The 18,730-nt window shown below is 40.7% G+C and carries 23 protein-coding genes; 2 read left to right on the plus strand and 21 right to left on the minus strand.

Features of this window, described 5'->3' with window-relative positions; all coding sequences use genetic code 11:
* Positions 1 to 66: 66 nt before the first annotated feature.
* Positions 67 to 336: a hypothetical protein gene (locus tag E5A76_RS16320; RefSeq protein ID WP_161119579.1), complete on the minus strand. Its 270-nt coding sequence runs from the start codon at positions 334 to 336 to the stop codon at positions 67 to 69.
* Positions 337 to 789: 453 nt separating this feature from the next.
* Here E5A76_RS16320 and E5A76_RS16325 point away from each other — a divergent pair, with 453 nt between their 5' ends.
* Both E5A76_RS16325 and E5A76_RS16330 read left to right on the plus strand, forming a co-directional pair.
* Positions 790 to 1,485, plus strand: coding sequence for a class I SAM-dependent DNA methyltransferase (locus E5A76_RS16325; protein WP_202443262.1), 696 nt, complete (start codon positions 790 to 792; stop codon positions 1,483 to 1,485).
* A gap of 179 nt (positions 1,486 to 1,664) precedes the next feature.
* Positions 1,665 to 1,931 (plus strand): hypothetical protein, encoded by a 267-nt coding sequence (locus E5A76_RS16330; protein WP_053988762.1) that lies wholly within the window; start codon positions 1,665 to 1,667, stop codon positions 1,929 to 1,931.
* 6 nt (positions 1,932 to 1,937) lie between these two features.
* On the opposite strand, the gene E5A76_RS16335 is transcribed toward E5A76_RS16330, so the two are convergent.
* The 20 genes from E5A76_RS16335 to E5A76_RS16430 form a co-directional block, all read right to left on the minus strand.
* The gene (locus E5A76_RS16335) at positions 1,938 to 2,231 is read right to left on the minus strand and encodes a hypothetical protein (RefSeq protein ID WP_107166013.1); all 294 of its coding nucleotides are present in this window, start codon (positions 2,229 to 2,231) and stop codon (positions 1,938 to 1,940) included.
* A gap of 53 nt (positions 2,232 to 2,284) precedes the next feature.
* Entirely contained in the window at positions 2,285 to 3,283 is a 999-nt protein-coding gene (locus tag E5A76_RS16340) for a flagellar motor protein MotB (protein WP_161119565.1), read from the minus strand.
* Positions 3,283 to 4,140, minus strand: a complete 858-nt coding sequence (gene motA / locus E5A76_RS16345) for a flagellar motor stator protein MotA (RefSeq protein ID WP_045065676.1) — start codon at positions 4,138 to 4,140, stop codon at positions 3,283 to 3,285. The genes E5A76_RS16340 and motA overlap by 1 nt, the downstream gene beginning before the upstream one ends.
* A 9-nt stretch (positions 4,141 to 4,149) precedes the next feature.
* Positions 4,150 to 4,878: a FliA/WhiG family RNA polymerase sigma factor gene (locus E5A76_RS16350; RefSeq protein WP_161119566.1), complete on the minus strand. Its 729-nt coding sequence runs from the start codon at positions 4,876 to 4,878 to the stop codon at positions 4,150 to 4,152.
* Positions 4,879 to 4,888: 10 nt separating this feature from the next.
* Positions 4,889 to 5,374 (minus strand): flagellar basal body-associated FliL family protein, encoded by a 486-nt coding sequence (locus E5A76_RS16355; RefSeq protein WP_023935253.1) that lies wholly within the window; start codon positions 5,372 to 5,374, stop codon positions 4,889 to 4,891.
* 25 nt (positions 5,375 to 5,399) lie between these two features.
* The gene (locus E5A76_RS16360; protein WP_161119567.1) at positions 5,400 to 6,494 is read right to left on the minus strand and encodes a flagellar hook-length control protein FliK; all 1,095 of its coding nucleotides are present in this window, start codon (positions 6,492 to 6,494) and stop codon (positions 5,400 to 5,402) included.
* A gap of 3 nt (positions 6,495 to 6,497) precedes the next feature.
* A complete protein-coding gene (locus E5A76_RS16365) occupies positions 6,498 to 6,800 on the minus strand; it encodes a hypothetical protein (RefSeq protein WP_161119568.1) in 303 nt (100 codons plus the stop codon).
* Positions 6,787 to 7,182: a flagellar export chaperone FliS gene (gene fliS / locus E5A76_RS16370; RefSeq protein WP_161119569.1), complete on the minus strand. Its 396-nt coding sequence runs from the start codon at positions 7,180 to 7,182 to the stop codon at positions 6,787 to 6,789. Before fliS ends, E5A76_RS16365 begins: the two co-directional genes overlap by 14 nt.
* A 13-nt stretch (positions 7,183 to 7,195) precedes the next feature.
* Positions 7,196 to 8,530, minus strand: a complete 1,335-nt coding sequence (gene fliD / locus E5A76_RS16375) for a flagellar filament capping protein FliD (RefSeq protein WP_161119570.1) — start codon at positions 8,528 to 8,530, stop codon at positions 7,196 to 7,198.
* A gap of 266 nt (positions 8,531 to 8,796) precedes the next feature.
* Entirely contained in the window at positions 8,797 to 9,645 is an 849-nt protein-coding gene (gene lafA, locus E5A76_RS16380; protein ID WP_161119571.1) for a lateral flagellin LafA, read from the minus strand.
* A 248-nt stretch (positions 9,646 to 9,893) separates the two neighbouring features.
* Complete coding sequence (locus tag E5A76_RS16385) at positions 9,894 to 10,211, minus strand: antibiotic biosynthesis monooxygenase family protein (RefSeq protein WP_060988624.1); 318 nt, start codon at positions 10,209 to 10,211, stop codon at positions 9,894 to 9,896.
* 68 nt (positions 10,212 to 10,279) lie between these two features.
* The gene (locus tag E5A76_RS16390) at positions 10,280 to 11,236 is read right to left on the minus strand and encodes a DUF4268 domain-containing protein (protein ID WP_161119572.1); all 957 of its coding nucleotides are present in this window, start codon (positions 11,234 to 11,236) and stop codon (positions 10,280 to 10,282) included.
* Between the two features lie 367 nt (positions 11,237 to 11,603).
* Complete coding sequence (locus tag E5A76_RS16395) at positions 11,604 to 12,428, minus strand: EAL domain-containing protein (protein ID WP_161119573.1); 825 nt, start codon at positions 12,426 to 12,428, stop codon at positions 11,604 to 11,606.
* Positions 12,429 to 12,459: 31 nt separating this feature from the next.
* A complete protein-coding gene (gene flhA, locus E5A76_RS16400; RefSeq protein WP_161119574.1) occupies positions 12,460 to 14,553 on the minus strand; it encodes a flagellar biosynthesis protein FlhA in 2,094 nt (697 codons plus the stop codon).
* 39 nt (positions 14,554 to 14,592) lie between these two features.
* Positions 14,593 to 15,720, minus strand: coding sequence for a flagellar biosynthesis protein FlhB (gene flhB / locus E5A76_RS16405; RefSeq protein ID WP_161119575.1), 1,128 nt, complete (start codon positions 15,718 to 15,720; stop codon positions 14,593 to 14,595).
* A complete protein-coding gene (gene fliR, locus E5A76_RS16410) occupies positions 15,717 to 16,493 on the minus strand; it encodes a flagellar biosynthetic protein FliR (protein ID WP_161119576.1) in 777 nt (258 codons plus the stop codon). Before fliR ends, flhB begins: the two co-directional genes overlap by 4 nt.
* A complete protein-coding gene (gene fliQ, locus E5A76_RS16415; RefSeq protein WP_006644141.1) occupies positions 16,493 to 16,762 on the minus strand; it encodes a flagellar biosynthesis protein FliQ in 270 nt (89 codons plus the stop codon). Before fliQ ends, fliR begins: the two co-directional genes overlap by 1 nt.
* A 15-nt stretch (positions 16,763 to 16,777) precedes the next feature.
* A complete protein-coding gene (gene fliP, locus E5A76_RS16420; RefSeq protein WP_008988969.1) occupies positions 16,778 to 17,542 on the minus strand; it encodes a flagellar type III secretion system pore protein FliP in 765 nt (254 codons plus the stop codon).
* 2 nt (positions 17,543 to 17,544) lie between these two features.
* Entirely contained in the window at positions 17,545 to 17,910 is a 366-nt protein-coding gene (fliN, locus tag E5A76_RS16425) for a flagellar motor switch protein FliN (RefSeq protein WP_161119577.1), read from the minus strand.
* A 2-nt stretch (positions 17,911 to 17,912) separates the two neighbouring features.
* The coding region (locus tag E5A76_RS16430) for a FliM/FliN family flagellar motor switch protein (RefSeq protein ID WP_161119578.1) at positions 17,913 to 18,730 on the minus strand (818 nt) is incomplete at its 5' end.

The following is an 18,730-nucleotide window of genomic DNA, read 5'->3' on the forward strand; positions in this document are numbered from 1 at the left end:
CTTTTATAAGTTATATTTCTTATAGACGTCCCACTAGCTATATATGATAGCTAGTGGTTTTTTTTATTATCGTTTTAAGAGGTTTTTTATAGAATCAATAATGATATAAAAAGGGTTTGACGCTCTGTTATATTCTTCTAATACGTAAATATAGTTCGACTTATAGTGTTCTACTGCTTCTTCACTTGTTTCTGCATAAATCACATCATCTAGGATTTCAAAACCTTGAGAGAGTAAGGTTTCTTTTTCTTTAAGAAATGTCGATGATGACATATCAAGAAACGTGAATTGTTTTCTGTCGTTGCTAAGCGTAAAAAACTGAAACTTAATCGCCATCATTATTCCTCTATATTTCACCATGCGTATAAAAATTGAAAAAATAAAGTTTGAGTAATACGTCTTTGGTGCTGCTAATACATTGAAATAATATTTAACTTATTGCGTTGTGATTCAATATGGCTGTAAAAGTATGCTTTTATCCTATGTGAACAATTACTAGGCACACAAGGGATATTCTCTCATTTTTGTTTGTAACCATATGTAAATAAAGCTGATGTGATCATCTGCATAGCGTGTTGTTAGAACTGTGATTAAAGGAATGCGCCCAATAAATATTACTTTTACAGTGTTTGGTAAATAAAATTTATCGTAATGATAAAAATCCGTGTTTTTGAACAGGCGTCAATTACTATACTATCCGCGCCAGTTAATAACCCTACACGGTATAAGATATTGGCAACAACCACTTCTACAGCGCTGTATACAGATCTATCTTCTTACTACGATTTAATGTGTGCTGATATTAATTATCAAGCTCAAGCCGAGTGTATTCGTCGACTTCACCAGCTTTTTGGTAATAAAGGTACACGTCATTTAGATTTAGCCTGTGGTACAGGGCCTCATGTTCGTCACTTTATCGATAAAGGCTTTCAAAGCTCTGGTTTAGACATTAATCAGCCAATGTTGGATCTTGCAAAACTTCGCTGCCCAGAAGCGGATTTTGTATTGCAGAACATGTGTGAATTTAAAGTCGATCAGCCGTTAGATTTGATCACATGTTTCCTGTATTCGATTCACTATAGCGATGGCATTGCAAACTTAACACGCTGTATTGAAAGCGCTCATACAGCCCTAAAAGATGACGGTATCTTTTGTTTCAATGCGGTGGAAAAGAATTTAATCAACAATGATTCTTTTGTTCGCCATAGCGTTGAGCACGATAATAGCCGTTTTACCTTTAGCTCAGGTTGGTTCTATCAAGGTGAAGGCGATAAACAAGCACTCAAGCTAAGTATTGAAAAAGCATGTGATATCACGACAGAAGTTTGGCATGACGAACACCCAATGGTGGCTGTGAGTTTTGCAGAATTACAAGCATTGCTAGAGCCTTACTTTGAAGTGCATATGTTCGAGCATGATTACGATAAACTATTGCCTTGGAACGGTACTTCAGGCAACGCATTATTTGTTTGTGTGAAGAAGTAATCATCATAAAAACACCTAAATAGTGATTTCGTTATTTAGGTGTTTAATATCGAAATTTGCTTAATGCTTGTTGTTTTTCCTTTCTAAGATTGTCATTACCATTCTTCTACGGTACTCATGACATAACAGGTTTATCTTTATAGTAACCTATTGACCATAAATTAAATTTAGATACTTATATGAAACGTATTGAAAATAAAGTCGGCTTCTTTGTCGCTTGTATCGCATTACTTTATGTTGTTGTTAGCATAGGTTATTCATCCAATGCGGCATGGTTTGAAATGCCGTTAGAAGCTGTAAATGGTATCGCGTTTAGCTTTGGTTATTTCTTTCGTTTACAAGCGGTGTGGGCATATGTGTGTAGCGGTGTCTTTTTTGTTACTTTGTTCGCGGTGAGTTTTTGGCTCGGAAAAGTGCTGACACGTTGGATCTGTAAGCACCGCTAGATGCTCTTAAGCAACGAGAAAAAAGAAATAAAGAAAACAGATGAAGGCTAATAGTATTGCCGAAATAATAGGGTAAATAATGTAGCCATCATCTGTTCTATTTGCACGGTGAAAACAAAAAACAGCCAGTAAACCATTATATAAAACCAGCAGTAGACTGATCATTGTGCCTGTTTTTAAATCCAGTGATGAGAGTTGGAACAGGAAAAAAGACAGCAAAATGTAGTCGATAATAATCAACCATAAAAAGGTTTTCTGTAGATTATCGGCTTTTCTCTGTTTCAATTCGGAATATGTCATTCGTTACTCATCAACAAATTTGTTTATTGCCTAACACCTTTTTTGGAAACTACTTATAAATGAGAAAGAGGTTGTGGGCTATTTTTTGGTGTTGGTTGAGCGTGGTTAATAAAGTCACTGCGTATAACCGGCTGATTAAACTTTGCCTTGCTACGGGCTTTATCGAGAATATTGTCAGGATTACCTGTACCAAACAGGGCATCAACAATGTTGGCAGCGGGTGTTGTTAAGATAAATAATTCAATACGACGGTTTTCACTGGCGTTAGGCGATTGTTTATTGAGAAGCGCACGCTCTGCCATCCCTGCCACTTGAAGTACACGGTTACTTGGCATACCGCCAGCAATAAGCGTTTGTCTCGCTACATTTGCGCGAGAAGAGGACAGCTCCCAATTGGTACTACGGCTAAATTTACTTTTAAATTGTGTGGCATCAGTATGACCGCTAATGATCAGTGAATTGCTAATTTGCTTAAAAATAGGGGCGATATTGAGTAATACGTCTTCAAAAAAAGGCGTCAAATTGGCACTGCCTCGATGAAACATATTTTGTTTAAAATCATCTTGTAAAATGATCCTCAGCCCTTGAGGAGTGACATCGACCGAGATGTTGCCTTGTGCTGATACTTGCTTGGCTGTCTCCTTTACGACAGAAGCGAGCACTGCAAGTTGCGCTTGAGTTTCAAAGCTACCTGGAATTAATGCGTCTCTTTCTGGTCCATCGCCATTACCATCAAAAAACGATTTTATTGTCATAGCTGCATTGTGAGAGCTTAGATCGGCAGCTTCGCCACCGAAATCAATAGGGGATAAGCTGTTGGCGGTATCAAAAGGATTGCCAGCGCCTTCGTCAAAAACGCTGGCACTATTTATATAGGCAACAATGGCTTTACGTTCTTGTTGATCAACAACCTGCATTAGCCAAAGCACTAAAAATAGTGCCATAAGAGCAATCATAAAATCAGCAAAGGCAACTTTCCATGCTCCACCATGGTGTTCGTTTGAATGTCGTCTTGCTGCACGTTTAAAGACGATGTGCTCTGTTTTTTGCATTATCCCTCCTGTTCAGTTAGCCACTTCTCCATTTCGTTAAACGTTGGTTTAATGTCTAGCTGAATATGTTTTCTTCCTGCATCAATGGCTAATAGCGTTGGTTTTTTAGCAACATAGGCGACTAAGGTTGCGCGGATACACTCAAATGCTGACATGTTACGTTTAACACGTTGTGCCATGGCATTACTGGCTGGATCGAGAATGCAATAACAGCCAAAAATCCCGAGAAAAGTCCCAACTAAAGCTGCTGCAACGTGATAACCAATCATGGCTATCGAACCATCAATGGCTTGCATGGTGATAATGATCCCCATTACTGCCGCTAAAATCCCAAAACCGGGTAAGGCTTCTGCGGTGCGCTGCATTGAACGTGATGGCAACAATAAATCTTCTTCGATGGCACTGATTTCTTGTTCGAGTAACCCTTCAAGTTCATAAGGCGACATTTGTCCCATTGCCATTAAACGTAAATTGTCGGTAATAAAGGAAATAACATGATGATCGTGGCTGATCAGTGGATAGCGATTAAAAATAGCGCTGCTTTGTGGTGATTCAATATGGCTGTCTAACGCTTTAAATCCGTTGTTTCGTACCGTGTCGAGCAAGGCTTGTAGTAGTGCCATTAACTCCATGTAGTATTGCTCTTCATGATGATTAGGAGACAATATTTCTCGAAACTGCAAGCGCATTTCTTTTAATACATGAGGGGGATTACCTATGATCAGCGAGCCAATAGTTGCCCCTGCAATAATCAGTAATTCTGCTGGTTGCCAAATAGCGCGTAAATTACCGCCAGCCCAAATATAGCCACCGAAAACACAAATAATAATGATAATGGCACCGATAAACTTCTGCATATCAAGCTCCTAAGTCGATAAATAATGATTGAGGGATTTCAGTGCCTGTTTATGCAGCTGACAAATTCGAGGTGGGGTGAGATTAAGCACCAGAGCTATCTCATGAAGATTGAGCTCATGTTGATAAAATAGAGTGAGCAACAACTGTTCACGTTTGGTTAATTGGGTGAGGGCATAGGTAAGTGAACGACGTAAATGCTCATGCTCAATACTTGTGTCAGTAAAGGGTGTTTCTAGCTCCTTTCCTGCTTCAAGTAGTTGATCAAGGCTTTGCATTTCGCTCGCCATACTGGCTTGTAATCGCTGATGGTAATCATTGTTATCAATGCCTAATGCGTGAGTGATTTCCGCTTCAGTAGGCTGACGTCCCAGTTGTTTCATGAGATCACGGGTAGCGTCATTTAATTCATGCGCTTGCTGACGTGTTTGACGGGAACGCCAATCTAGACGACGAAGCTCATCTAAAATGGCACCTCGAATACGGCAAACAGCAAAGGCAGGAAATTGGGGATCATCAACATCACCGTAACGACGAGCTGCTTCTAATAAACCAATCAAGCCAATTTGTTGCATGTCTTCATAACTGCAATGAGCGCTAGTGTGATGACGCAACTGATTGACGACGCGTTTAACTAAGTTAAGGTGTTTTTTGATCAGTACGTTCTCATCAACATCATGTTGCTGCGACGCTGGTATTGTACTGGTGTCATAGTGAGTGTTCTGGGTGTTATCTAACATACTCACCTCATTATTGAATGACATATTTAGTAAACAGCACATCATCGATATCACGTGCAATGGTGGTATTGGCAAAAGCATCAGTGAGGGTTTGTTTCACTTCTTGTTGTAATTGCTCAATGGTTTGCTGATTCTGTAATTCTTCGTATTTCTTTTTGCTGAACATCTTGAGTAGTGCGTTACGTACTAAAGGCATATAGCTGTCGATTTGTTTAATACGCTCGGGATAGTGGGTTTGTACGGCAAGCTCTAACATCACGAAATGGGTTTGACGCTCGCCTTTGACACTAACAACAATTTTATCGAGAGAATGAAAAGCAGGCTGACGAGTGGCTTCTGGCTCTGATTGAAACAGGGATGCTAACCATGCATTCATACTTGCAGAGGGCGCATTTTGTTGGCTATACCACAAGGTTGCAGCAAAAGTGATAGCTGCCACAAGGATGCTAAATAGCAGTAGAAATAAGAGATTAAAGAGCGTTTTTTTATTAGCCATCATCCTGATCCTAAATAGAAAAATATTATGCGAGTGTAGAGAGCCAATGTTCATTGGCTGTTGATGTGTCTATGGGGGGAGCCGATAACGCTGCCATCACCCGATGATCATTGTCATCTTGAAGAGTGTGTTCTGTGGTTTGCTGGCGATGAGATTGCTGTTCGCCATGGCTGATATTGACGTTGACGCTCATGAACTGTTGTTGGAGATCATGACGTAAACGTTCAGAGACTTGGCTAAGGGCATCACGTACAGCACTGTTATTGGCATTGATCTGGACGTTCAATTTATCGCCTTCCATTTTGACGATCAGATCAAGCTTACCGAGTTCTGGCGGATCTAGGCGAATACGGGCCTCTTGCATATTTTGCGTTGCTTGAAGCGATACCCGATCTTGAAGAATATTGATCATCTTTTCCCCCCATTGAGGTGATTGAGGATCGATACTGATAGGTGCCCAATTTGCACGATTGGCAGTTATGTTCACTTGGGATTGGGTATTTGCAGGTAATGTTTGCTCTACTGTTGTGAGGTTTTGTACTACTTGCGAAACAGTGAGTTCACGATTAGATGCAGGCGTTTTTACCGCAGTTAGTGACGATATTTGTGCTAGAGGCTCACTTGATAGCGCAGTGGTGGTAAGTGGTGCTACTGAGCTTTTCATCGTGTTTGAATCTGTGATAAGCGAGTTATATACCCCATCAACGATTCGCTGATTGTTCACTAATACTTCTGCTGTATTAGTGATATTTGATTGCTGTGCTTTGGGATATTGCAGAGTCTCTTGATTCAGTGGCAAAGCTGTTAGGGGAGCTGTATATAAGCTTGTATCAGTTTGGTTTTGCCATAGGTTTTGTGTTTCTTCTCCATCAATGAGCGTAGTGAGCTGTTCATCTGTTTGATGATTGCCTTGATCGAGAACGGCATTGTTCATTGAGCCAAAGGGTAGATCAGGCGATACATTCTCTTGTTGTTGAGTCGTAGGGAGCGTTTGTAAAGTATGCGAGAAATTCCCTTGTGCTTCTGTTTTATCAGAGCTTTTAACTGGCATCCCAGCTTGCTTGATATCAGATGATGAAGCCATATTATCGACTTTGCTTAGCGCATTATTAATTAACATCGATCACTCCATACTGTTAGCTGACTGGTAAGCTTTAAGGCGTTCTTTTTCCTTATCAGCTGTCGCTATTTTTTGTTGCAGTAGTTGCTGTGCTTGCTGCAGTGCGAGATAGGCTTGGTGATGCACTGCTTTTAACGCATTTATCTGTGCTTGTTGTGGTGGTGTTATTGGTTTTGATTTAACAGCTAATAACAGGTGACGCAGTGCATCATCAAGCTGCTGCAAGCGGGACCAATTTTGATCCTCAGCAGCTTGTTGAATTTGTATGGTGAGCTGATTGAACGACACTGGCTTATTTGGCTGCATGTTGTCCGAATCCTTGCCAGCCTTCACGAATGTTATTCATGACTAAAGCAACATTATTAAGGTGTGCGATATCGTTTTTAACACTGCCTTGGTAAAGCTCTAGCTGACAAAATTCATAAAGATCATGCAAATTAGTGGCAATTTCACCTCCAAGTTCTAAATCTAACGCACTGTCTAACCCCATTAAGATATTCATACATTTATTAATGCTGATCCCTTTGGCATCAAGTCGTTTGGCTTCGATATGTCCTTGGGCGCGGATCAGTTCATCTTGAAAGCCATCAATGAGCATCAAAACTAATTGATGCGGAGAGGCCGAGGCAGCCTGTGCATCTAAGTCAACTTGTTGGTATGAATTAAAACCTGCATCTTGCATTAACATAGTGGTGCTCCTTTTAACCAAATAAACCTTGGGTTTGCTGCATTTGGGTCATGATTTGATTCATTTGGGTGAATTGTTTGAGATAACGGGTGTAAGCCATGTCGTACTTGCGCTCGAGATTGGCTTGCTTGTCATCGATGCGATCGATGTTGTTACGTAGGGCATCTTTTCGAGAAGAGAACATGCCAGAAGAAAATTGCAGAAAAGGTTTGAGTGAGTCATCTAATGAATCAAGCAAGTTACCATCGCCGTTAAACATGGATTCAATAGTTGATCCCATGGTTTGTTGGGCGTTTTTAAAGGTATCTGAATCCACTTCTAATTTGCCGTCACGGTTAATACTGATCCCAATTTCAGACAGTCTTTTGCCGTCAAATTGATCCCGTAATAAGTTGTTTAACTGCGACTCTATTAAACGAAGGGTAGGATCATTAGCCAGTGCACCACGTTTGCTGTCTGCTGAGCCTGTTTGGGCATAACTATCAAGCGTACTCATCACCTTGTTATAGCTATCAATAAAAGCGTTCACTTGCTCTAACGTGGCATCTTTATCTGCATCGATAGCCATTGAAATGGCAGGATCACCAGAGGTTTGTGCTTTGGTTGCTGTTATATCAATACCATCAATCACATTAGAAAAGGTGTTACTGCTATTGGTGAGTTGTAAGCCGGTGGTTTCAGCACCAAGCCAAATCACTGCGTCTTGTGGTGCACTGATTTCGGTTAAATTAGTAAAAGCATCATCAAACCATGTTGTGCCAGTGCTTACATTAACACTTAAAGTATTCGCAACACCTGTTTCAGTACTTGATAGCATAAAGTGAGTTTGGCCACTGGTACGTACTAGGGTGGCATTCACACCGGGATTATCGGGATGGTTATTAATTGCCGTAGTGAGCTCAGCCATGGTGGACTGCCCGTCACCGTCGCTATCTATTGTCGAAAGATCGAGATCAAGGGTTTGACCATCAACAGTGAGTGATAGCGTGCCTGTATTTGGAACTGACGTTGTTGAATCTAAATTCGCTGGCATATCGGTTTTAACTTGATGCGCACTTGCTACTTGTTCAACAAAGATTTGATAGCTGCCATTTAACGCCTGAGCACTGGCATCAACACTAAAGTGGCTATCGTTACTTAATGTTGCTTTATTCTGAATAATGCTGGTGGTTGAACTGTTAATCTCTTGAATGGTAGAGCGAAAATCACGTAGGGCAGATTCCACCTTACCAAGCGCTGTTAATTGGCTTTGGTATTTATCAGCTTGTAATTGATAACGCTGCTGAAATGGCTGTACATCAAAAGTGGCGAGCTGGGTTGCCATTTGAATGGGATCTAATGAATTCATGATTGCTCCTTAAGTGACTATTTATATTGGCAAGAGCTATGCCACAACGAGGTTAATTAAAATCAAATAAAAACAATTGGTTACATGTGTTGTCGGCAATGGCGGAAAGGGGGCTTCCGTTTACATTTCCTGCTCTGATTCCCATGTTCCGTTTACTTACTTTTTTGTAATTACTGCGTTTGTTAACTGTTCTTTCGCTCAATGTGCCAGTTATAAAAAAGCCTCCACGAAGGAGGCTGCGTAAATAAAAGGGAGTATGTTTTTCGTTAACGTAAGAGTGACATTGCCATACCAGGTAATTGGTTAGTTTGGGAAAGTACCGTTGTGCCCGCTTGCATTAGCATTTGGTTTTTGGTCATGCTTGAAGATTCCACTGCAAAGTCAGCATCCATAATTCGTCCTTTTGCAGCTGAAGTATTTTCAACCATATTGCCAAGGTTAGTGATGGTGTGGTCAAGGCGGTTGATGTTGGCACCAAGTGTTGCACGAGCAGCACCTACTTCATCAATAGCTGTAGCAAGGGCATCCATAGCACCTGAAGCACCAGCTGTTGTACTAATATCTAATGCTTGAACTGTAGTTGCTAATTGTGTGTGTGCTGTTGTTACGTCACCATCAATAGTTGTAGCGAAATCTAATGTTTCTGAAGAAGAAGAACCGATTTGAAGTGTCACACCGCCTGCTTTTATTCCGGCTCCTGTGATTAATGTATCTCCAGCATATTTGGTATTGGTGACGATATTATTGAGTTCGGCGTTTAGCTCGGTAAATTCTTTATCAAGTGCAGCTTGATCTGCTGTAGTGTTGGTACCGTTAGCTGATTGTGTTGCGAGGTCATTCATTCTATATAGAATATTAGTTGCTTCATCAAAAGCACCTTCAGCGGTTTGAAGCATAGAAATACCATCTTGTGAGTTACGCATAGCTACTGACATACCACGAGTTTGCGCTTCAAGTCGGTTAGATATTTGTAAGCCTGCTGCATCATCTGCAGCAGAGTTGATGCGATAACCAGTACTTAAACGCTCCATTGCCGTATTTAACAAATTGCTAGTATTGTTCAGTGTGTTCTGTGTAACCAGTGATGCGTAATTAGTGTGCATAGATAGAGCCATGATAGTTCTCCTTGTAATCAATCTATCGAGGTATTTCCTGCTCACTGTATCTATGCGGACAGTTAGAAAAGATCATTAATTATTATTTTTGATATTGAGACAAATTTAACGAGGCTTTCTTACTTAATAAGCGATTAGGTAAGAAAACCTTATTAAATTTTTAATGCGTTTAAATACATATATTATGCGTAGGTGGACATGAGATAGCTAATTGTTGGACAGAATCAGTTTAGATTATAAATACCTTGTTATATGCCATAGTCACGTTCTACTTTTGAAATACGAACCTTAAATGACTCGTACCATAACTTACGACCGGTTTTTTGAGCTTCTTGATGCTCAGTATTAGCTTTCCAGTTTTTAATAGACTCCAAATTAGCCCAGTAAGAAACTGTAATACCTACATCTTCTCTTGCTGATTCTGCACCTAAATACCCTGGTTGCTGTTCAGCAAGCTCAATCATCCTATTTGCAGCGTCTCCATATCCATTATCGCCCGCAGTACGAACTGAAGTAAAAATAACAGCATAATAAGGTGGCTTTGGGGTATTAGCTAAAAGAGTCATCAAAAATCCTGGGTATATAATGCCTCAAACACTGGCGTAGCTTGTCTGGGGTCGAGTGCTTTGACTTGTTACATGCTTGCTGCCGATTTAGCTAAACTGCCAATTTTGCTACCAAGCGATGCTTTGATTTTAAGGAGTTTTTCAATATGCCAATTCTTAATTCTTTCAAGGTCAGAGTCTGAATCATTGATTGCCCCATCAGTATAAAGTGCTAGTCTTGAAGCCCTCTTGTTGTCAAGACGCTCCCAGCTAACTTCTTCGCTCAAGTCTCCTTCTATTTTATCTTTTTGATTAAGAAGCTGATCAAATATATATTTGTTTTTTTCTTGATCGCCCAAATCTATATACAGCTCTGCACGAGCTTTACCGCCTTGTGAGAAATTTGCACCGTAAGTTATCCCACTGACTCCTGATGCAAATGAATACCAATTTTGAGGTTGGCCTGCCTTTGCAGATGTAAACCTGTGCGAATCACGAAGAGTATCGATAAGACTTTGGAAATAATTTTGGTATTTATCACCTTTTGTTGACGTTGATACCCTTTGGGCTTGCCGCTTTTTGTTTTTTTGCCATTCGTTTGGAGAAGCTACGAGTTTGAAATTAAAAGCTGGTTTAGAGTTATCGATTTTTATTACTTCAACAACAACACCAAAAAATGACGTTTCATTGTCCGTTCTTTGGTTTAACCAATCCATCGCCTGTCGATGCTCCTCCCTAATAGATTCTGAGACCCAGATAACAATAGAAGCGTCAAACCCAGCTGCGTAAGTTAATAACTTACCTAAATGATCATGATCTGTCTGTGTAAGCTGATTCTCAATAATTACCGACTTTGATGAGCCTAAATCTTTTGCGAGTATATCAAGCGAGAAATCTCCAACACTTGCTTCTTGTTCGATCAGCTCCAAATCCATCCCTAAGGACTTACCTAACTCTTCAATATTCTCTGCAAGCCAAGGCGTAAAATCTGAAGCCTCGTGAGGCCATATTTCTCTTAGTGAAACTTTGGTTAACTCTCCAAACAATATGATTGCTCCTTATGGCATGTAACAGTGTACTAATAAGTATTCTTACTTTTTGCGCAAAAATATATTCATAAAATGTCTTCATCATACTCGATATAATCTTTATATATTATGAAGTTGATAGCAATTTTTTTACATATAACGCTTTGTGAGATAATGTATAAAGTCAGAAATGTATTTAATCTGTCTTATTAAAAACGGAACTTAAGCGATAAAATAATCATTATTCAATTTCTATCAGTAAAGAAACAACGAGCCATATAAGAACAGAGTTTTCTTTCAGTTCATGCACACAAGCTTAGGTATTAACTATTAAAGTCAACGTTACACTTTTAGGTGCAGGGAACATATAAATCCTACTTGGTATTTAAGAGTTATTCGCCACTTGTTTTCTCATTGAAATCGAGACTGGAATATCGCTGATGTAACCAAAGTAATACTGCGCGCCAAGTAGACGATATTGGTTGAGTTCGTATTGGCTTCCCACTCGTCCAGCAATAAATAATGTGTTGTTTTTACGAATAAAACGTATCACAGGAATTAATCCTGAGCGCTTATGATCATCATTAAGGATATGCGACGTTTTAATGGCATCCGGCTTGATGGTCTTAATTGTCTCTAAATATTGAGTAGGGGGAATAATATCGACCCACAGTTGTACCGCTTTCTTTTTAAGTGACTCTAAATTTGCATTTAATGTCATTACGTCATGACATTCGTTATTTTCCGTATCATGAAGTTGAACACAGGGAATAATGTATTTCATGGCGGTATAGTGATGCTGATAAACCTGATTAATAAAGCCTTGTCCTATAGGCCAAGAGAGGGTTTCCGAATTTATCGGCACCACTAAAGGATTAATCACGTCTTTGTGAAACGTGCTGAGTTGAAACTCAATATGGCGAATCGCTAAATATAAACTGTAGAGATCAAACAGAAACTGTACAGGTTTAGAAACATCAAATTGATAAACACTTTGTTCGCTATTACTACCAAAGCGTAAGGTTAGATGCTGATAAGTCACTTGATTCGATATGGTTTCACGAATGGCTTGGCACACATGGCGTAAATCGTTTTGCTCAAAGGCGTCAAGCAAGATGGCATCGTCATTATTACGGGTGAGCGATGGCACAATACTTTGAATATAGTGGTAAAGATCGTCCACGGTAGTTAATGTTTGTTGAGCTGTCATAGTTCATCCTTGTGCAATTGTGGTGAATGGATCAGCCTAAGTTACCAATAATATTGATATTCTTATTTTCAGGAACTTCGTTATAAGACAACACCGCTAAGCCTTGTGCAAAAGTGCGGGCATAGCGAGATAGTAACGGTCTTAATTGCGGCATCACTAATAAAACAGGGGCTGCCCCTTGCTGTTTTAACTGTTGTTTTGCCAGCGGCATATTTTGTTGAAATTGGCTTAAAATATTAGGTTCAATAGGGAAACTATCAAGCATGACATTGCCACTTGCTTGCGCTTGTTGAAGCGAGGTTAATAAGATCTGTTCAAGTTCATCGGATAGGGCATACACATTAAGATCTTTCTTATCGCCATTGATTAAATTTACCAGTGTGCGGCGTAAGCTACAGCGAACATCAGCAGCAATTAAGATCGGATCTTTGGTATTTTCAGAGGCCTCCAACATGGTATTGGCAATGGTACGAATATCTTTTAGCGGCACTTGGTCTATCAGCAATTGGCGATACACTTTAAGTTGCTGAGCAGGTGTTAATGCTGCACTTAAACTTTCCGCTAATTTCGGCGCTTGTTGCGCCAAACGTTGGTTAATAAAATCCACATCATCATGAGTAAACAAATCTGCTAAATGGACTTTCATTACTTTGCTTAAGTGAGTCGCAATGACGGTGGCATCATCAACAACCTGATAGCCCATATTCAGTGCTTTTGCTTTGTTGTTATTCTCAATCCATACCGCAGGTAATTGATAGGCTGGATCGTGACCGAGGATACCGTCAATTTCGCCATAAGTATCACCCACGGCAATGGCCATTAAACGTTCAGGCTCGATGCTGCCTTGTTCAATGATCTCGCCATGAACCGCAATGGTATAGTGGTTCGGTTTTAAACTCAGGTTGTCGCGAATATTGACTTCAGGCAGTAAATAACCCACTTGCTCTGATAAGTTTTTACGTACACCGCGAATACGTTGGGTGAGCGGTGCGCCTTGTTCTTTATTCACCAAATGTACCAAGCGAAAACCAAGTGATAACGACATACTTTGAACATGAGGGATGTCATCCCATGTTAAAGGTGTCTCGTGGTCGAGTTGCATCGCTTGAGAAACGGCTTCAACTTCATCGAGCTGCTGGTGGTGATGGGGCTTTTTATATTGTCGCCAGCCCGCAAAAGCTAATACGGCGGCAAAGCTGAAAAACGCAAGATGCGGCATACCCGGCACCATGCCAATGATTGCCATCACAGAGGCAACAGTAAATAAGGTGGCAGGCGAGGCAAGCAGCTGATTCTGCATGGCTTGCGTCATGTCATCATCGCTATCATTAATGCGAGTGACAATGATTGCGGCAGAGGTAGCTAATAGTAGTGAAGGAATTTGCGCGACAAGACCATCACCAATGGTCAGTAAGGCGTAAGTTTTAAAAGCATCAGAAGCGCTGAGTCCGTACTCAAAAACACCGATACTGATACCACCGATGATATTGATAAACAGGATCAACAAGCCTGCAATGGCATCACCACGAACAAACTTAGATGCACCATCCATTGAACCGTAAAAATCCGCTTCATTGGCAACATCACGACGGCGTTGTTTAGCTTGGTTTTGGTCAATAATGCCAGAGTTTAAATCCGCATCTATCGCCATTTGTTTACCGGGCAGGGCATCAAGGGTAAAACGAGCTGCTACCTCAGAGATACGTTCGCCACCTTTGGTGATCACCACAAAGTTGATGATCATTAAAATCACGAAGATAACCATACCTACTACATAGTTACCGCCGATCACCACTTCACCAAATGCTTGGATCACTTTACCTGCGGCATCGCCACCATTATGACCTTCCAATAACACAATACGTGTAGAAGCCACATTCAATGTCAGACGCATTAATGTTGCAACTAATAAAATGGTAGGAAAAACAGAAAAATCTAATGGGCGTTTTGCCGTAGTGCTGACCAACAACACTAAGATGGCTAACACAATATTAAAGGTGAATAAGGCATCGAGCAGCATCGGCGGTAGGGGCAAAATCACCATTGCCAGAATCATCAGTAGTGCAATAGGAATACCGATATAACCTTTACTCGACTGTTTGAGTGTTGTGAGCCAATTTAACATGTGAAGTCCTTCATCCAATCAGGTAACAATGCGCTGACATTAATGCTGTAAATGTTTGGGGATAACAAAATTAGGTAATTGTTGTGGTTGATTTCCTTGCCCTTGTCGAAAGGCTTTGAGCTGTAAGACATAAGTTAAAATATGCGCCACGGCGACATAGAGCTGGCTTGGGATCGCTTGTTCTATCTGGGTGCTGTGATAAATCGCACGGGTTAATGGTGGTGAGCGTAAGATCTCTACATCGTGTTGTTTGGCGATGGTTTGAATATGCATTGCCGCTTCGTCTATGCCTTTTGCTACCACAAAGGGCGCTTCGGACAGTGTCGTGTCGTATTTAATCGCAACGGCATAATGGGTAGGGTTGACGATCACCACATCGGCCTGAGGTACTGCTTTATCAATTTTTCTACGGGCGAACTGCTGTTGAATCTGGCGAATACGCTGTTTGATCTCAGGGTTACCTTCATTGGTCTTAAATTCTTCCTTAAGTTCTTGCTTGGTCATTTTTAGCTCTTTAGCGTGTTCCCATTTTTGGTAGGGAATATCAATTAAACCAAACAGAAACAGTGCGACACCCATAAGCAAAATGCCATGAAAGAGGATCGTCATAATTAACGATACGCCTTGTTTAAGCGGTAAGTTTTGCATCCCTAATAAGCGGCTTAAATTGGCATCAAGGTAGAGATATAACAGCAGGAAAATCACGCAGACTTTGAGTGTCGACTTTAAAAGTTCTACCAAAGATCGGGTTGAGAACATGCGTTTTATTCCTGCAATGGGATCAATTTTTGAGAGTTTTGGCAGCACACCCGCAGGATAAAAAAGCCAACCGCCAAGTAATAAACTGCTGGCGATAGCTGTGATGAATATCAAAGCAAATAATGGTAGCAGTAATTGAATGATAATGGCTAAGCTTGTGCCTAATGCTTCAATAGCAAGCCAAGGGGAGCGTAGATCATCATGAGAGATTGTCATGTTGAGCTGGAAGACGCCATTTAACGCTTGCCAGATAACATTGATTTGAAAGTAAAAGAAAACGATGACTGCAATAAAAATAGTTGCGGCAGTGAAGTCCTTTGCACGTGGGATCTGACCTTGTTCACGGGCTTTACGGATCTTCTGCGGGGTAGCTTTTTCGGTTTTGTCTTGTGCTGATGACTGACTCATGCGCCCCCCGAAATATAAATTTGGAGTTGATCTAAGGCGTAATGCACTAACTCAGCGTAACGCGTAGGCACACCGCTCACTGAAATTAAAACACTAAACAGCCCTAACAACATGGTCATCGGAAAGCCCAAAGCATAAACGTTGAGGCTAGGAGCGGCGCGGTTCATCACACCGAAACTAATATTAGCCAAAAGCATGGACACAATTGCAGGTAGCGCAATAGCCAGTGCAGAGCTGAACATCCAACCAAAAAGCGTGAGTATTTGTTTCACCGAAGAAAGCGCTAAGCCACTGCCAACAGGCCAAGAAGTAAAGCTTTGCACCAGAATATCAATGACCAATAAATGCCCATCAAGAGCAAGAAATAGCAGAGTAGAAAAGAGTAAAAACATGCGTCCAAGAATGGCAATAGAAACCCCATTAACAGGATCATTCATCATTGCCATTCCTAACCCCATTTGCAGTGAAATGATTTGCCCAAGCAAGGTCATGATGGAAAATAAAAAGTGCAAGATTAAACCAAATAAAATTCCCCAGATCGCTTGTTCAAATGCCAGAGTTAATGCATTAAGTGAGAGTAAATCAGTCGTTGGCATCGCTGGCATAAGAGGCGCGGCAATAAAGCTGATAGCAAGTGCTAACAAAGCGCGTACCCAGATAGGAATTAACGCATCACCAAAAAATGGCATGGCTAACATGGCAGCACCAATACGAAAAAACGGCCACCAAAACTGAGCGAGAAGGGCATTAAGCTCTGCAAACGAGAACGCCATTAGCCAATCATTCCCGGAATGTTATGAAATAAGTAATCAAATAATTCCATTAGGCGTCTTAACATCCAATGTCCGGCAAAAATCACCATGAGTAAGGTCATGATCAAACGAGGTAGAAAGCTAAGTGTTTGCTCATTGATTTGGGTGGCTGCTTGAAAAACCGCAATCACTAATCCGACTAATAACCCCGGTATAACTAACACCATCACCATGTTTATGATGATCCAAACAGCATTAGAAAAGAGGTTTACCGCAAGCTCTGGCGTCATTGCATTCTCCCTTTGTCATCCAAAGCTTGCTGAAAGCGAACCGACTGTCATGGTCCAGCCATCAGCAAGAACAAACACAATCAGTTTGAAAGGTAATGAGATGATAAGCGGAGATAGCATCATCATACCCATAGCCATTAAGACACTGGCAACGACTAAGTCGATGATCAGAAAAGGGATGAACAACATAAAGCCAATTTGAAATGCGGTTTTCAGCTCACTGACCACAAACGCAGGTAACACAATCGCAAAAGAAATATCTTCAACATCTTGGTCTAGTGGTTCGTTAGCTATGCGCATCATCTGCTCTAACGCACTTTGATGGGTTTGTTTTAGCATGAAATCGCGTACGGGTTTTTCCGCAGTATCAAAGGCTTGCAAGAGTGTGATATCGCCGTTGTCATAAGGCACAAAAGCATTATCGTAAACATCACTCCATACAGGACGCATGATTAAAATGGTTAAAGAAAGGGCAATACCCACCAGAATACGATTGGGTGGGCTTTGTTGTAACCCAAGTGCTTGGCGCAGAATAGAAAGCACGATAATAATGCGGGTAAAGCTGGTTGCCATCAGCAAAAAAGCAGGGATAAAACTCAGTGCCGTCATCAAGAGTAAGATCTGTAACTTCACACTGTATTCTTGCTCGCCTTGTTCATCAGTCACGGTGAGAAAGTTCAGCCCACTATTGGCTTCTACCTGTGAAGAAAAGAACAGACAGCCAATAATAACAACGAGTGTGAGAACACATGTTAATAAGCGGTATCCCTGATATATCATGCTTAGTTGTCCATGGTATTTAACGGTGAATCGACAACATCAATCAGTCGTAAACCGTATTTCTCGTTTATCACTACCACTTCAGCGTGACCCATTAGTGAGCCATTTACTTTGACATCTAATGGTTCACCATTGAGCTTATCTAGCTCAATCACACTGCCTTCTCCGGCTTTCATTAATTCGCCTAATGAGATTTCAGTGCTTGCTACTTCAAGGGTCACAGTGACAGGGATTTTCTTAAAAAAACTTAGGCCACGTTGGGGGTTAGGCATATCAAGTTGAGGGGGTTCATCAAATTGTTCCAACTGAAGATCATCAAAATTTAAGTCATCATCATTAAATAGATCGGATTCGTTAATATCGCTCATGCTTATGTGTCCTTACTGGTGTTGATGATTAAAACAAGCTGACCATTTTGCTCTGCTACATGACCATTAAATAAGTGTTCTTGCCCAATGCTGATGGGTGAAGATTGGATCAAATCAATATCGAACACATCACCGGGTTTGAGTTGTAGCACTTGATCCAGTGGCATTTGTTTTTCACATAAAATGGTATTGAGTACGACTTTGGTGGATTCGAGTTGTTTGGTGAATTGCTCATTGATATTGGCGATAGGTTGTAAGCCAATCACTGTGGTTAAGGTTTGGATTAAACAGGAATCAATACAGATGGTGATTGTGCCGAGTGTATCTTCACAACTAACGTCGAGTTGGATCACCAAACCGATATCGCTAGATAGAGAGCTGTCGCATTCATTCCACATATCTTCTGGAGCAATAACGCTAGCAAAAAGATGTCCCAGCCGTTGTTGCAATCGAAAATCACTCGCAGTAAGTATCTGACTTTTTACGCTATTTAAACGACTAACCGGTGAATTATAAAAACGATCAGACAGAGAAATAAGCAGTGGGGCTGAGCAGCGAAAATTGATCATGCCACCATCATCATGTTTTAACGTCAGTGCCGAATGTTGCCCCTGTTGCGGTGATTGAAAATCAATACTGACGATAGAGATCGTAAATTCAGTGGACTTAATCCATTTTTGAACTTTGTTAGTTAGTTCGGTTAGTGAACGATTTAAAATATTAGCCAATTCATCTTTAATTGTATGAATTGGCTTTCCTAATAGTTCCACATTTAATATGGGATATTTATTGTCAAAATCCGATTTTATATATTCCATAG

This window comes from Photobacterium lucens, from assembly GCF_009873615.1.
In the GTDB taxonomy this organism is placed as follows: Bacteria; Pseudomonadota; Gammaproteobacteria; order Enterobacterales; family Vibrionaceae; genus Photobacterium; species Photobacterium lucens.